This is a genomic window from Paraglaciecola sp. (genome assembly GCF_030730205.1).
Lineage (GTDB): Bacteria > Pseudomonadota > Gammaproteobacteria > Enterobacterales > Alteromonadaceae > Paraglaciecola.
Map to the genome: position 1 here is coordinate 34,950 of NZ_JANQVQ010000048.1, position 14,452 is coordinate 49,401.

The window sequence follows — 14,452 nt, forward strand, 5'->3', positions numbered from 1 at the left end:
AAAACGAGTTATTTTCACTTTTTACTGAATAATCATAAGCTTAAGGAAATATACGGTGCGGCGCAATAGTAAATTAGGCCCAGTACAACGTCATGACTAACCATGCCATTTACCCCAGTCTAAAAGACAAAGTGGTTTTTATCACTGGGGGCGCATCAGGTATTGGCGCTGTCATGGTAGAGGCTTTTTGTCGTCAACAAGCCAAAGTTATTTTTATCGATATCTTGCCAGATGTTGCTCAAAAGCTGTGTGAAAAAGTAACAAGCAGTTGCAACAATCCTCCTGAATTTGCACTCTTAGACGCCACCGATATTGATGCCTTACAAGCTTTCATTGCAAACATTCCTCAACGTTATAAACAGCTCGATATCCTTATAAATAATGTAGCGAATGACATGCGCCATTCCCCGCTAGAAGTGACGCAACAAGCTTGGCGCGATTGTCTATCGGTTAATTTAGACGCAACGTTTTTTGCGTCCCAAGCGGCAATAAAAATCATGCGGGGCAACCATAAGGGTAATATTATTAACATCAGCTCAATCAATGTATTGATTGGGCCCCGACAAATGCCTGGGTATGTGGCTGCGAAGTCGGCGCTGAATGGGTTAAGTAAATCATTAGCCAATCAATATGGTGAATACGGTATTCGAGTGAACAGTATTTTGCCCGGCTGGGTAACGACAGACAAGCAGTTGTCTCTGTGGTTAAGCCCTGAAGCAGAGCGAGAATGGCAAAAATCCGTTGCCTTAAAAGGCCGACTCGAATCTTACCACATTGCCAACATGGCATTATTTTTAGCGGCAGACGACAGCGCTATGATCACCGGCCAGCAGTTTGTCGTTGATGCGGGGCGCACGTAATGAATGCTAAAAGCGGCTTGATGGTCTTAGGTGACTGGGGAACCAGTGTCAGTCGTTTTTATCTTTGCCGTTTTTATCAACAACACTTGACCGTCTTGGCCCGTTCACAGGGACGGGGGATAAAACATATTAGCGATCCCGAAGCCTGTTTTTTTGAATTATGCCAAGATTGGTTTAATCAATATGGCCCCTTGCCAGTATTTTTAATTGGTACAGTGGGCGCTGACATTGGCTGGAAAAAAGCCCCTTACGTGGCCTGCCCTACTGATAAACATCAATTATTAGAAAATGCCATTACCTTTCAAGCCAAGGGTATCGATATCACAATATTACCGGGTGTGACATGCACCAATCATTACGATTTGCCCGATATAATGCGCGGCGAAGAAACGCAACTTTTTGGTTTTTTGTCGCAATATCCGCAGCAAAAAGAGCAATTGGTTTGTTTACCGGGCACCCATACAAAATGGGCTTTGTTGGCCAATAATCAGATCCAATCTTTTGTAACCAGTCCAGTAGGTGAGCTATATGAAGTGCTCAATCAGCACAGCGTACTATTGAACCCCGCGATCAATCAAAAAGCCTGCAGTGTAACGTTTACTCAAGGTCTGCAAGTCGGCATGAGTGAAAATAGTAATGTGCTGCATACGCTCTTTGCCACTCGCTCGTTGCAAGTCATCAATAATATGGACAACAGTCAAGCGGCGGGCTATTTGTCTGGTTTGCTCATTGGCGCCGATGTAAAAGCGGCGATGAAAGACTTTCATTTATTTTCAGACGTCAGTGTTATTGGTTCAGACTATATCTGCAGTTTATATGTGCAGGCACTCAACCATATTGGCATTACGAACAAACTGTTCAGTAGTGAAGACGCCACCATTTTGGGCATGCAAGCCTTGGCCGCAACCAACTGGGAGTCTTATATTAATGAATAATGAGCTCATCTTAGCACATCAGCTATTGGTCAATAATACCTTGGGCGAGGGCGTAATTTGGGACCATCGAACACAACGACTCTATTGGACAGACATTCTGCAAAATAAGCTATATTGCTGGGATTTTGATGGTAACTTACAACGTTACCCTTGCCCTGAGGCCTTAGCCAGTTTTGGTTTTACTGATGACCCGCAGTGGCTCATTTGCGCCTTTGCATCGGGTTTTGCATTTTTTAATCCTAGGCATCAAGAGGTGCGTTGGCTCAATCAATTAAACCTCCCCATTGGCGTCAGACTGAATGACGGACGAGTCGACCGACAAGGCCGCTTTTGGGCCGGCTCCTTAGTCGATAAAACACAAAATGCGCAAGACTCAGGCTCTTTATATCGATTGAATTTTGATGCAAGCATCAGCGAGCAAACTCGCGACGTGCACATTGCCAATAGTTTGTGTTGGAGTATCGATAGCAAAAAGGTGTATTTTGCTGACTCGCCGAAACGTTGCATACAAACAGCTTCTTTCGATGCAACAAGCGGCAATATCGGACCATTCCAAGATTTTGTCCATACTGACAGAAGCGCCTTTCCTGACGGCGCTTGTATTGACAGCGAAGGGTGTTTATGGAGCGCCCAATGGGGCAGTGCCACAGTAAAACGTTACAGCCCACAAGGTAGTTTATTACTCACCTTGACCGTACCGTGTAAGCAACCGAGCTGTGTGAGTTTTGCTGGAGAAAACCTACAATATTTATGCGTCACTTCGGCATGGCAAGACCTTAAAGAAACACAGATTAGCCAGTACGATGGCGGACTTTTTATTTATAAAACGCCCTACACTGGCTTACCCGAAGCACTATGTAAGATGCCCATGTCCGCCGCTTAGCGCAATACATATGCACTTCATAAGCTATTTTATGTTGAAGACTAAAAGAGAAAAACATGGCAACGAGAATGTTTAGCGGAAATTTTACTCAGCACATCGTGCAGTCACTTGGAAAAGCCATTGCCTTGGGCGAGTACCCACAAGGCCAACCTTTGCAGGCAGAAGCTCTATTGTGCGAATCATTCGACGCAAGTCGCACCGTACTGCGCGAAGCGGTAAAAATGTTAACAGCCAAAGGCATGTTAGATGCACGCCCTCGCCGAGGTACTATTGTTTTACCCGAATCACAGTGGAATTTATCAGACCCCGATATTCTAAACTGGATGTTAGCACGCAAAGGTAATCTGCCGATTATTTCTGAATTTGTTGATATGCGTTTGGCCATAGAGCCCGCGGCCACAGCCCTGGCGGCTAAAAACTTAAATGAAGCAAGTAGACTTACCCTGTTAAAAGCCATGGAGCGAATGAAGGCGGCGGATCGCGGCGAGGATGATCACTTAGACGCGGACATTGCCTTTCATGTTGGTATTTTAGAAGCCAGTAACAATCGTTTTTTCTGGAATATGCGCCATACCATCGAAGTAGCCTTGAGATTTAGTATTCGCATGACTAACCGATTTAAAGGCGTTGACCGAGCTAGTGTGGATGACCATCAACAAATTCTCGATCTCATCTTAGCGGGCAATCAACAAGGTGCAGAAGATCAGATGCGTAGCTTATTGATAGAAGCTAAAACCCTATTGAATAACGCCTTAGATGAAGAAAAATTAAAAAAAACCCAATAAAGTTGTAAAGGACAAGAATAACCATGCAGATCTCAAACTGTGTACTTGCTATCGATCAAGGAACGACCTCTACTCGAGCCATTGTATTTGCGCCAGACTCCAGCATCGTTGCCGTCGCTCAACAAGAATTCGCCCAGCATTATCCCCATGATGGATGGGTAGAACATGACCCTGAAGATATATGGACCTCTACGGTAGTGGTATGTCGCGAAGCAGTATCAAAAGCCATTGCAAAAGGGGCAAGGATCGCAGCCATCGGCGTAACCAATCAACGTGAAACCACAGTAGTGTGGGATCGCAATACCGGCCAAACTATTTACAACGCCATCGTATGGCAAGACAGAAGAACCGCCAGTGTCTGTCGAAATTTACAAGAGAAAGGCTTATTTGAAGAAGTTAACTCTCGTACGGGCTTATTACTTGACCCTTATTTTTCAGCCTCAAAAGTGGCATGGATCTTAGATAATGTTGAGGGCGCGCGAGTCAAAGCAGAAGCCGGAGAACTTGCCTTTGGCACCATTGATTCATTTTTAATATGGCGCCTAACCGATGGACAAATGCATGCCACCGATGTCACCAATGCCAGTCGTACCAACCTCTTTAATATTCATGATATGACGTGGGACGACAAGCTACTCGAAATATTTAATGTACCCAAGTCAGTGTTACCTACAGTAAAAGAGTGTGCGGATGATTATGGTCACACCAATGACGAGTTATTAGGTTTCTCCTTACCTATACTTGGTGTGGCGGGTGATCAACAAGCCGCCAGTATTGGCCAATGCTGCTTTAAACAAGGCACCATCAAAAGCACATACGGTACTGGATGCTTTGTAATGCTCAATACCGGCGAAAAAGCCTTTGCTTCTAAAAACAAGTTACTCACCACTGTCGCCTATACCATTAAAGGTACAACCCATTATGCCCTAGAAGGTTCTATTTTTATTGCCGGAGCCGCAGTTCAATGGTTGCGGGATGGCCTAGGCCTCATACGAAGTGCCTCAGAAACTGAGGCGCTGGCGAAATCAGTCGACGATGATCATGGTGTTTTCATGGTTCCTGCTTTTGCTGGTTTAGGTGCCCCGCATTGGGCGCCAGATGCAAGGGGCGCAATTTATGGATTAACACGTGGCACCACGAATGCGCATTTTGTGCGTGCAGCACTTGAGTCTGTTTGTTATCAAACCACTGACTTAATGCATGCGATGGCCGAAGATGGTGTATCCATTAAGAAAATCAGGGTTGACGGCGGCATGGTTGCCAATAACTGGTTGTGTCAGTTTTTATCCAATATTCTCGATGTCACAGTTGAGCGACCTAAGTTAATGGAAACTACCGCATTAGGTGCAGCCTATCTTGCCGGTTTACAAGCTGGTATTTATAACTCAATTGAAGAACTTACCCTGCTGAATCAAGTTGATGTTGAATTTACCTCTACAATGGACAGTCCCAGCCGAGAGCGACTTCTCAAAGGTTGGCAAAGCGCGGTGCAAAGCACCTTAGGATTCCAAGCATGATCAAAACAGCACATTTTGGCCAACTCCCAAATGGTCAAGCAGTTGAGCAAATAAGCTTAATCAATCGTAAAGGGATGCAAATAGATATCCTTAATCTTGGTGGCATTATTCGGCGTTGGTTAGTACCCACATCGGCTGCATCACCTACAGATATTGTTCTAGGCTTTGATTCATTAGAGGATTATCTTGCGGATCAAGCTTATCTTGGCGCGCTGGTTGGGCGCTACGCCAACCGTATAAAACATGGACAGTTTTCGCTGGATAATAAGGCCTATCAGGTCGATGTTAACCAAGGTGGAAACTGTTTACACGGTGGGTCTGATGGTTTTAATCGCCGTGTTTGGCACACCAGCGTGATAAACGAAGGCCTTAACCCCAGCATACGCTTACAACTTATCAGTGAAGACGCTGACCAAGGATTTCCAGGACAGCTCAATGCAGAAGTCATTTATACGCTAACGGAAGAAAATAGCTTACGTATTGAATACAAAGCGACAACGGATCACCTTACCTTGTATAACCCCACTCAACATAGTTACTTTAATCTTGCTGGCCACCAGAGCGGTAATATTAACCATCACCATGTGCAGATGTTTGCCAGTTATTTCACGCCAACAGATGCGAATGCCATTCCAACTGGCGAATTATTAGCGGTGGATAATACCCCCTTTGATTTACGAAAGATGACGCCCGTTATGCAGGGTCTAGCGAGTGAACATGAACAGATAAAAATAGGTAATGGCTATGATCACAATTGGTGTTTAGACGGATTTAACACCGGCGCTGCGCAGCCCACACTTGCGGCTATTGCTATTGATGAAACGGCAGGACTAACCTTAAAAGTATTTACCACTATGCCGGGCATGCAGCTTTATACAGCCAATTACTTAGGGCCAGAGCCTAAAGGAAAAGAAGGTATTGCCTATCAAGGTAACGGAGCATTGTGTTTTGAAACACAATTCTATCCAGACTCTCCCAATCAAAGCCACTTTCCCTCTGCGCAGCTAGCGCCAGGCCAACGCTTTTATTCAGTCACTGAGTATCAACTGAGTTGATACTCAGTGTTGGAAGGACATAAAAAAACCAGTCAGGAGACTGGTTTTTTGAGGCTGGCGTAAAATTACGCTGTCGCTTCTTCTTTTGCAGGCTCTTCAATTCTAAGTTGCAATGATTGAATCGGCGTTTCACCTTCGGTAGACATTTGTACTAAACGGTTTAGTTGGCCTAGTGATAATAAGATCGCATAAATGGCACCAAGGAAACCAGCTTTGTGCAATTCAAGAGTTTGCTCATCAGACAGCTCATGCAAGCGTTTTTCACTGATGCTCTGCATACCATTGATGTTGCGTTGTTGGCCGCTGGCATATTGAACACGTAAAACGATAGGATCAAGTAATTTCAATTCAATCAATTTCTTGATAAAACGTTGAGTGGCCATTTCGCTATTGGCAAGCTCTGACAACAATTTCTGGCGATTGTCTAAATAAGGACTGGCTTCACCCGTTTCAGTAAATAACAATTCACCTTCTTCTTTACCCACTAAAGGGCTGTCCGCATCAATATAAACGCCCAATTTGTCGCCATCAGGACGCACATCAAAAGGGTAACGCTGGATATTTAAAGGCACACTGTGCGCGCTCCACTTACCAGATTGCATGTATAAGTTAACGTTCTGCTCAGTGCCTAACATAACCACGCTGTGAGTAATTTCTGATTTAGGATCTTTCACAAACACAATAGGCATACAACTAGCTAGTTGCGCATATTCTTTCAAAGATGCAGCGGCGATATGGGCATCTTTTACATGGGCAAATTCGTGATTTAGATTAACGCGAAGGTCTTTATGTTTTTCTTTATCTAAGGGGATATAGTTCATGGAATACTTCTCTTTTATATTTTGTTTGTGATGGCTATTTGCTGAGCTGCCAAGTAATTCGTTCTGTTCAATTGCTACAAATGGAAATCTGGAGATGTTTGACGTGCCCACTAATCCGTGTCACTAATTCAATCTGCAAGAGGACAAACCTAGCAAAAACGGCCAAAAGTATCTTATATTTGCCGGCTTTTGTCACCCCATGCTTACAGCTTATTTACATACGCCACATGACGTTGCAATTCATAATTAAATTCAGTAATAAAAACAAAACCTTAGTTAGGTTAAAAAAATGAACTTTTAGAGAGTAATACGTGATACAAACGAAGTGCGTGTAGCAAATGAGCAAAATGAGGCGCTGAATTTATCTATTCAACACCTCTTTTATCAGCCTATTTGATTAAGCGTATTGCGAAAGGCGTTAAATAATATTCCCCGTTAGAGGCTTTTATTGCGCCTAAAACACAAAAAATTAAATGGCACAAACCAAGCACGGGAAACAACAACGCGCCAATTAATATGATGGTTAAAATAAAACAGATAAAGTAACCAATAGCAGCCGTGATACACCAATTCAATGCTTCTTTGGCATGACCACAAATAAACGCATCGTCTTTTTTAACCAGATACATCACCAATCCAGGGATAAAGCCAAAAAATATCGTACCTATCCAAGTCAGTAGTGCTAAATTTTTTGAATCTTGATCAACGACGACCCTTGAAACCTCATTTTCAAAATCATTCATAGGAACTCCTTTCTATTAAGCCTTGTTGTTTTGCTTCCATTTCAGTTTGAATGACGCTGAAGCGGTAATCAACACTGATGATTGAATCTAAAACGAAACCCTCACCAGTGCAATAGCGCAGCAATAAACATGAGCCGCGCCTTATGGGGCAGAGATACTGTCTTTATACTCTTGCAACTTGGCTTTTGCCTCATTGCCAAACAGAATTTCACAGGCTTCAACTAAACCAGGCGCCCCCAAGATATCTTCATCTCGAACCACCAAAGAGATTTTCGAACGCCGACGGAGAAAGTCTTCTAGTTTAGTCACCATTTCTCGCTCAGCAGCATGCTCTATTTCAACTCTCAGGTATTCTGACTTTTCGATAAGTAGCTCTGCTTTTTCAGGGTTCTCACGAATTTTTTCTAACATGTTGATGGCATTGCGTCCATAACGTCGCCAGAATCGAGAGGTCAAAGGCTCTGAAGAGGTAGGCGGCGTCAAATTATCAAACCCCATCAACTTAGCGCGATGGAAAAACTCATCTCTTACTGTGTCGTCGGGCTCGCCATACCATTTGTAATGATTGTAGGGTAACGACACCCCAAACTTCTCAACGATAGCGGCTACTTCATCTCCGACGTTGATACAATCTGTCAACTTTCCACCGAAAATAGACATGTAGTTGTGTTCATCATGGCTATCAATGGCGTGTTTTCGAGACAGCTGAACCCAATCGGCCTTGCCTCCAGAACCTTTTATCGCTAAGGGACGCACACCACAACGTTCAGAAATAATATCGTCTTTGGTCAACGGTTTTTCAAGAGCCAATAATTTGTTGACGTTGTCCAATACAAACTGCCTATCTTTTTCCGTGACATGGGTTATGGGGCTTTCAACTTGGGTATCAGTGGTACCAATACAGGTTTTAGGCCCCATAGGGATAACAAAAAACAAGCGGCCATCATCAGCAAAGAAGGTTAACACTTTATTGCTTGGCGTAATGCGATCCACAATAAGATGAATCCCTTTCGAGAAAACATGATGATGTTCAGTCTTCTCATTGTTGACCACATTTAAGGGATCAACAAAAGGGCCAGCGGCATTAATTAACACCTTAGAGCGAACTTCAAACTCTTGACCCGAGATACAATCTTTCGCTTTTGTATGCCAAATACCGTCAGAACGCTTAGAGCCAAGTGATTCAACATAATTGGCCGCGATACAGCCGTAACTCATGCTTGAGCGGATGAAGTTAAATACAAATCGCGCATCGTTGTCGTATAGATATGCGTCTGAATATTCAAAGCCCCCAGCAACATTTTGAGTGTTAACCACACTCTCCATTGACTTGATTTTATCACCGGATAAGTAACTGGGCATTTTGGTGAAAAAGCGCCCCATTACCCAGTAAAGTAAGGTACCCATGTAAATAAACAGCGGAGGAAAACGAAAGCCTTTTTGAATACTGGTCAAAAAGCGAATTTCTTTAACCGTTGAGGGATAACTGCGCATCAAGTGGTTACGGCTCTTGCACAATTTATTGACCAAACCGTATTCATAACTTTCTAAGTACTTAATACCACCCCACGCTAAATTAGATGAATTAGAGCTAGTGAAGCCTGCAAAATCACCTTTATCAATTAAAGCAACCTTTACCCCTTTCGCAGCCAGTGCTGCAGCAGACACAGCCCCATTAATTCCGCCACCTACAATCAGGACGTCGTAGGTTCCTTGGGGCAATTTACTAATATTACTTTTTCTTAAGTTGCTCATTGCGTTTCCGATACTATTCCAACAATTACTCTTTACCCACTAATTCCATTCCATCGTTGCTACCCCACGCAAACTTAGCGCGTTGGCCAAAGACGAATCTATTAATGAATAGTGCAAAACTAATACAAGAGATCAACGTAACAGGCATCAAATGTATATAGTGCCAAGACGAATGTAAGGGTGAGAATTCAAAGGTCAAAGAGCCATACATCAATACGCCAAAAATAACTGCCGCAATGCCCGCTCTTGCATCAACATCTTTAAAGACCAAGCCCACCACAAAAATCGACAATATTGGCATACTCAGTAGACCATTAAGTTGTTGCAGTAAATTGATGATGCTGTCTGCTTGTTGATATATCGGCACTAACACTAATGAAAATATCGTTAACAATGCCGTTACCCAACCACTTAAACGCGCCACATTAGGGCTCTTATTAAAGTAAGCTTCATGAATATCACATACATACAAAGCTGTAGCAGAGTTTAACAAGCTGTTGTAGGTAGATAACACGGCCGCCGCCATAGCGGCAGCAAATACACCGGTTAACCAAAGAGGCATCACGTCTCCCACAATACGTCCATAGGCGGCATCACCGATATCACCGTATAACTTAAAGGAGATAATGCCAGGCAAAACAATGATGGCCGGAACGATTAAGATACGGATAACCGCAGCTGCATATACGCCTTTCTGCGCTTCTTTAACATTGGGCGCAGCCATGGCTCTTTGCGTAATGGTTTGGTTGGTTCCCCAGTAGTACATCTGAATAAAGATCATACCGGTTAACAGGGTTTGCCAAGGTAAGGGTGAGTCTTCATCACCAATTAAGGTCAAACGATCCGCAGGGATGCCACTAAAGTCGAAATCAATGGCGTATAAAGAGAGAAACACCACCAAAATAGCCATAGTAAGTAGCAATACACCAGAATAGGTATCTGACACTGCAACTGCACGTAAACCACCAAAGATAGCGTAAATAGCACCTAGGGCAGCAAAGGCAATTGCAATATACATGAGCGGGATATCAACATTGAACATGGTTTGCATAAATAATGAACCAGAATAGATAACCGCTGGCATATAAATCAATGCATTACCTAAGAAAAACAACATACCAATAACCGCGCGGATATGTTTGTTGTTGTAACGTTTTTCTAATAATTCTGTGGTGGTAGTACAGTTATATTTGTAGTAAATCGGAATAAATACTTTAGCTAAAATAATCAAACCAATGACGGCCGCAAACTCCCACCAAGCTAACAAAGCCATCTGGTTACCATTCATACCAACAAGCTGATCCGTACTCAAATTGGTCAGGGTGATAGAGCCCGCAACAAATACCCAGGTTAATCCGCCACCCGCTAAAAAGTATTCTTTGTTTTGGCTTTGTTTACTGTGCCCATGGCCACGACATTTTAAGTAGGTTAATAAACCAATAAAGGCCGTTACTGCGCCAAAGACTAAAGCTTGAATCATATTCTCTGACATTTTTATTCCTCTGCAGCAACGCGCATTTGCACGCCTAAAATAGTATTTTCTGAACGATGATTGTGTTGCTTAATCAGGCGATTTACCTGAATAAGGGAAGACAAAATGGCGTGAATGGGGAGCAAAAAGTTTTGCGTATTAAGCTCCAATACTTGTGCTTCTGGTAGCTGACGCAAGGTCTCTTCATCAACGGTATAAATACCTTTAACGCGTGTTTTTTTACCATCACCGAATTCTATAGCCAACTCGATTTCTTTCAGCAGATTTAAGGCGAGTAACTTCTGGGTAAATTGATGGGTTAATTGTTCTTGCTGATAGTATTCGCCCATCTTATTTTGTACTTGTTGCAAAAATTGGCTTGCTTCGCCATTTTGAAAAAGCGCCACGCCCTCTGATTGACTTACGTAATCACTTTGCTCATCAATATAAATGGTTAACGTTTTCTCTTTTGCAGGATCAGCTCCTAACTCAAAAGGTTGGCGTAAATAGGCTGAAGGCACATGCACCGCTAACCATTCTTGTTCGGTAAAAAATACATTTTCACCCGCCAGTAAACTCAATAAGGCAACAGCCCGAAACTGGCCCTGAGTTGGCTCTTTCATATAAACAACTGGAAAACTACTTGCAGCCGCACCAAACTCATGCACGACTAATGACGCGTGATGCTGGTGTTTCGAAAAGGCAAAATTGCTGTGTGGTTTTATTTTTATATCCTGATGGGTAGCAGGATCAAGTAGTACATAGTTAGACATGTTTATCTCTCGTCAGAGGGTATTAAAGTTTCGAAAAACCTAAGGTGTTTACTTTATTGATAAGCTCTCTGTGTGTAGGCAGGGTGTATCTCAGTTGTTCGATACGCTTTTGCGTCATCTGCAATTGTTTTTTAGCCAACTCACTTTGCTTATAGATATGTTTCATCTGACTAAAATCAGACTTAAAACCCACTCCATACAGAATATATTGATAACTTGCAGCGCTAAATGCTTCCATGCTATCGGTAAAATCATATTCATTGGGTGAGCGGTAACGCCACAGAGCAAGAAGCTCTTTTAAGGACTCAGGTACGCTGTGACTTTGGCGATGTTGTAACCAAAAAGGTTCTGTGCGCTCACTTAAGGCATAATGCAACTTAAGAAAATCAATCACCCCACGCCACTTTTTCAACATCATGGTGTTAAAGCGTTTTGCCACTAATGGCATTAATGCGGTATTGGCGGGCAGTTGATCAGCAATAAAGTTAGCTGACGTTTCAATCAACATTAAGGCAGACGCTTCAAGAGGCTCTAAAAATCCAGCGGCTAATCCCACCGCTACGCAGTTGTTTTTCCAGAATACCTCGCGGTGCCCAGGTTTGAAGTTTATCTTCTTTGCATTCTCTACTGTTTCACAGCCAATGTACTGAGCCAGCGTTTTACGTGCTTCGTCTTCAGAGCAATGTTGGCTTGAATACACATAGCCTACTCCACGACGCTGCTGCAAACCGATATCCCAGATCCAGCCCGCTGTTTGGGCCGTTGCGATAGTATGACAAGCAATAGGATCATCAGCTTGGATATAAGGCACTTGAGTAGCTAATGCGGTATCAGCTAAAAACACATCGTCGCAGGGCACAAAAGGCACCTTTAATGTATCAGCCAGTAACACACTGCGCATGCCTGAACAATCAACAAATAAATCCGCTTTTTGCATACCATGCTCTTTGGTTTGCAGCGCGTTAATGTCACCACTAGTATCTTGCTCGATGCGTTCTACCGTATCGCAAATATGCTCAACACCAAGCTGACTCACACAATGTTTTCGTAACAAGGTAATAAACTTAGCTGCATCGAGATGATAACCATAATTGGCGATCACTTCGTATTCTTTATTGGCAATTGTTTTTGGCGCAAGGCCATGTTCGCAAAGGTATTGCTGAAAACTGACAGCTTCAGAGAATGAGCAAGTAGCATCAACCGCCGACTGCCAATAAGGCGCAGGATCGATTTTATTGAAGCCCTGCGGTTCGGTAAACGGGTGGTAATACACATCGTTATTAGCGGTGATCCAATTAACAAATTTACTGGCTTGTTTAAAGGTAGCGCCACATTCACGCATAAATTGTGTTTCAGAAATGCCCAATTGCGCTAGGGTTTTACGCATAGTTGGCCAAGTGCCCTCACCGACTCCCACCACAGAAATGTCAGGTGATTCGATGAGACTGACTTTGATGCCTTGTTCAGCTGAATGACTAGCGTGTTTTTTTGCAAGAATGCCTGCAGTTATCCACCCTGCCGTTCCACCACCAAGGACAATAATTCGTTTAATAACACCAGACAAAGTTTTTACCTTCAAATTGCTTGTTAAACTCCAAGCAAAAAAGGGGATTACATCCCCTTTTTTAACTTACAAGCATAACCTTACTAGAATGAACCTCTAACACCAACTGCGTAGCGCGCACCTGAACGAACTTGCTCAGTGAAGTGACTAGCTAAACTACCATGCTTAGAAGTGTACTCATCAGTAATATTGATACCTTCAAATACAACCGTAAAGTTTTCGTTAATGTCATAACTCGCACTTACGTCCCACTGGCCATAAGTATCAACATACTCAGGCTCACCGGTATCACCATTACGTAAGGTTTGTAAGAATGACTCACGATTATTGAAGGCAACACGTGCTTGGAAGCCATCTTTTTCATAGAAACCGACCAAGTTTTGTGAATCACCTAGACCTTCTAATTGGAAGCCATCATCACTAGAGCTATTCACAATAGTTGCGTTGGCTTGAATACCAAAACCGCTTTCCCACGTGTGTGTCCAGGCCATTTCTAAGCCTTCAACTTGTGCACTAGCACCGTTACGCGGACGGCTTACAGAAAAGTCATAACTTCCGCTTGCAAGAGAGAATGCCTCAATTGCTGGCGTTACCGAGATGAATCCTTCTACGTCTTTGCTAAAGATACCGATAGACACAGCGCTAGCATCAGCGTAATACCACTCGTATGACACATCCCAGTTAGTCGATAGGAAAGGCGTTAAATAAGGGTTACCACCACTTGCTAGTAAAATATCAGGACGAGTCGTACCAATATTGGTTACTGGACGCATTGCTTCTAATGTTGGACGGGTAATGGTTTCTGAATACCCAAAACGCAACAACATGTCTTCTTCAATTTCAAACTTAACGTTTACACTAGGTAAAAGATTCGTGTATGAATTTTTAAGAGAAATAGGCACTGAAGCACGTTGACCGTTTTCATCTTCTATATACGTTTGATCTAGAATTGTACCGTCTAAAGGATTTTGCGAGATATCAAGTAAAGTAGCCTGATTACCCGAAGCAGTTGTATCTGTTTCGCTATAACGAACGCCTACATTCACTGTCCATGGCATATCACCAAGATCACCTTGGAAAACAAAATCAGCGTAGGCTGACATGATTTCTTCTTCGATTTCAAAACTGGTACCAAGCTCAACAGGGGTATAACCATTTAGCGCAGCAAACGCAGCAATATTATCAGCAGCAACTTCACCGCGGTTAGCCGATTGACCTGTAATAGCTGCGTCAGATTCTAAAAACGAAAGATAATCATCAACATTGTAACCGAAGAAAGAAGATGGGATA

The 14,452-nt window shown here is 43.1% G+C and carries 13 protein-coding genes; 6 read left to right on the top strand and 7 right to left on the bottom strand.

From position 1 onward, the window contains the following. Positions 1-92: 92 nt before the first annotated feature. The 6 genes from NWQ57_RS04550 to NWQ57_RS04575 are packed head-to-tail and all read left to right on the top strand — an operon-like array spanning position 93 to position 6,035. Positions 93-860 (top strand): SDR family NAD(P)-dependent oxidoreductase, encoded by a 768-nt coding sequence (locus tag NWQ57_RS04550; protein WP_306020930.1) that lies wholly within the window; start codon positions 93-95, stop codon positions 858-860. Next, positions 860-1,795, top strand: coding sequence for a 2-dehydro-3-deoxygalactonokinase (locus NWQ57_RS04555; RefSeq protein ID WP_306020931.1), 936 nt, complete (start codon positions 860-862; stop codon positions 1,793-1,795). The genes NWQ57_RS04550 and NWQ57_RS04555 overlap by 1 nt, the downstream gene beginning before the upstream one ends. Continuing rightward, positions 1,788-2,678, top strand: a complete 891-nt coding sequence (locus NWQ57_RS04560) for an SMP-30/gluconolactonase/LRE family protein (RefSeq protein ID WP_306020932.1) — start codon at positions 1,788-1,790, stop codon at positions 2,676-2,678. Before NWQ57_RS04555 ends, NWQ57_RS04560 begins: the two co-directional genes overlap by 8 nt. A 56-nt stretch (positions 2,679-2,734) precedes the next feature. After that, a complete protein-coding gene (locus NWQ57_RS04565; protein WP_306020933.1) occupies positions 2,735-3,463 on the top strand; it encodes a FadR/GntR family transcriptional regulator in 729 nt (242 codons plus the stop codon). Between the two features lie 23 nt (positions 3,464-3,486). Then, positions 3,487-4,980: a glycerol kinase GlpK gene (gene glpK, locus NWQ57_RS04570; protein ID WP_306020934.1), complete on the top strand. Its 1,494-nt coding sequence runs from the start codon at positions 3,487-3,489 to the stop codon at positions 4,978-4,980. Beyond that, complete coding sequence (locus NWQ57_RS04575; RefSeq protein WP_306020935.1) at positions 4,977-6,035, top strand: aldose epimerase family protein; 1,059 nt, start codon at positions 4,977-4,979, stop codon at positions 6,033-6,035. The genes glpK and NWQ57_RS04575 overlap by 4 nt, the downstream gene beginning before the upstream one ends. A gap of 65 nt (positions 6,036-6,100) precedes the next feature. Here NWQ57_RS04575 and NWQ57_RS04580 read toward each other — a convergent pair whose 3' ends face one another. The 7 genes from NWQ57_RS04580 to NWQ57_RS04610 form a co-directional block, all read right to left on the bottom strand. After that, positions 6,101-6,856 carry a SapC family protein gene (locus NWQ57_RS04580; protein ID WP_306020936.1) on the bottom strand — a complete coding sequence of 252 codons (756 nt, stop codon included), beginning with the start codon at positions 6,854-6,856 and terminating at the stop codon, positions 6,101-6,103. A 389-nt stretch (positions 6,857-7,245) separates the two neighbouring features. Next, positions 7,246-7,599: a DUF4870 domain-containing protein gene (locus NWQ57_RS04585; RefSeq protein WP_306020937.1), complete on the bottom strand. Its 354-nt coding sequence runs from the start codon at positions 7,597-7,599 to the stop codon at positions 7,246-7,248. 141 nt (positions 7,600-7,740) lie between these two features. Next, positions 7,741-9,354: a glycerol-3-phosphate dehydrogenase/oxidase gene (locus NWQ57_RS04590; RefSeq protein ID WP_306020938.1), complete on the bottom strand. Its 1,614-nt coding sequence runs from the start codon at positions 9,352-9,354 to the stop codon at positions 7,741-7,743. A 25-nt stretch (positions 9,355-9,379) separates the two neighbouring features. Beyond that, entirely contained in the window at positions 9,380-10,846 is a 1,467-nt protein-coding gene (locus NWQ57_RS04595; protein WP_306020939.1) for an SLC5 family protein, read from the bottom strand. A gap of 2 nt (positions 10,847-10,848) precedes the next feature. Next, positions 10,849-11,598: a SapC family protein gene (locus NWQ57_RS04600; protein WP_306020940.1), complete on the bottom strand. Its 750-nt coding sequence runs from the start codon at positions 11,596-11,598 to the stop codon at positions 10,849-10,851. Positions 11,599-11,620: 22 nt separating this feature from the next. Next, positions 11,621-13,162 (bottom strand): tryptophan halogenase family protein, encoded by a 1,542-nt coding sequence (locus NWQ57_RS04605; protein WP_306020941.1) that lies wholly within the window; start codon positions 13,160-13,162, stop codon positions 11,621-11,623. A gap of 83 nt (positions 13,163-13,245) precedes the next feature. Continuing rightward, positions 13,246-14,452 (bottom strand): TonB-dependent receptor domain-containing protein (locus tag NWQ57_RS04610; protein WP_306020942.1); only part of this gene is annotated, 1,207 nt, incomplete at its 5' end.